This window comes from Streptomyces sp. AC627_RSS907 (assembly GCF_019049165.1).
The window spans coordinates 1-553 of the sequence record NZ_JAGMUE010001503.1 but is presented as its reverse complement, the minus strand read 5'-3'; the positions used below and the strand labels follow the sequence as shown (position 1 = coordinate 553).

The 553-nt window shown below is 68.2% G+C and carries 1 protein-coding gene; it reads left to right on the top strand.

The window, feature by feature from the left end; genetic code table 11:
* Positions 1–553, top strand: a 553-nt coding sequence (locus KUM32_RS42690) for a site-2 protease family protein (RefSeq protein ID WP_217146936.1), incomplete at both ends; no start/stop codon positions are given.

The following is a 553-nucleotide window of genomic DNA, read 5'->3' as shown; positions in this document are numbered from 1 at the left end:
CTGCAAGCCGACCTCATCAAGAACAAGGTCGCCAAGTCGGACGGTGACGGCGGCTACGTGAGAGACGAGTACGTCACCGCTGGCTTCCTCGGCTTCGCGCCCGCCACGGGCGTCGTCCAGCAGTCCTTCGGCGAGTCCGTCGAGCGCATGGGCGACATGGTGGAATCCGGCGTCGAGTCGCTGGTGGCGCTGCCGTCCAAGATCCCCGACCTGTGGAACGCCGCCTTCGGTGACGCCGAGCGCGAGCCCGACTCGCCGATGGGCGTGGTGGGCGCCGCACGCGTCGGCGGCGAGGTGTTCAATCTCGACATTCCGCCGGAGCAACAGGTCGCCACGATGCTGTTCCTGGTGGCGGGCTTCAACCTGTCGCTGTTCCTGTTCAACATGCTGCCGCTGCTGCCACTGGACGGTGGGCACATCGCGGGCGCGCTGTGGGAGTCCGTACGGCGCAAGACGGCGCGCGTCTTCCGCCGCCCCGACCCGGGCCCCTTCGACGTCGCCAAGCTCATGCCGGTCGCGTACGTCGGCGCCGGAATCTTCATCTGCTTCACCC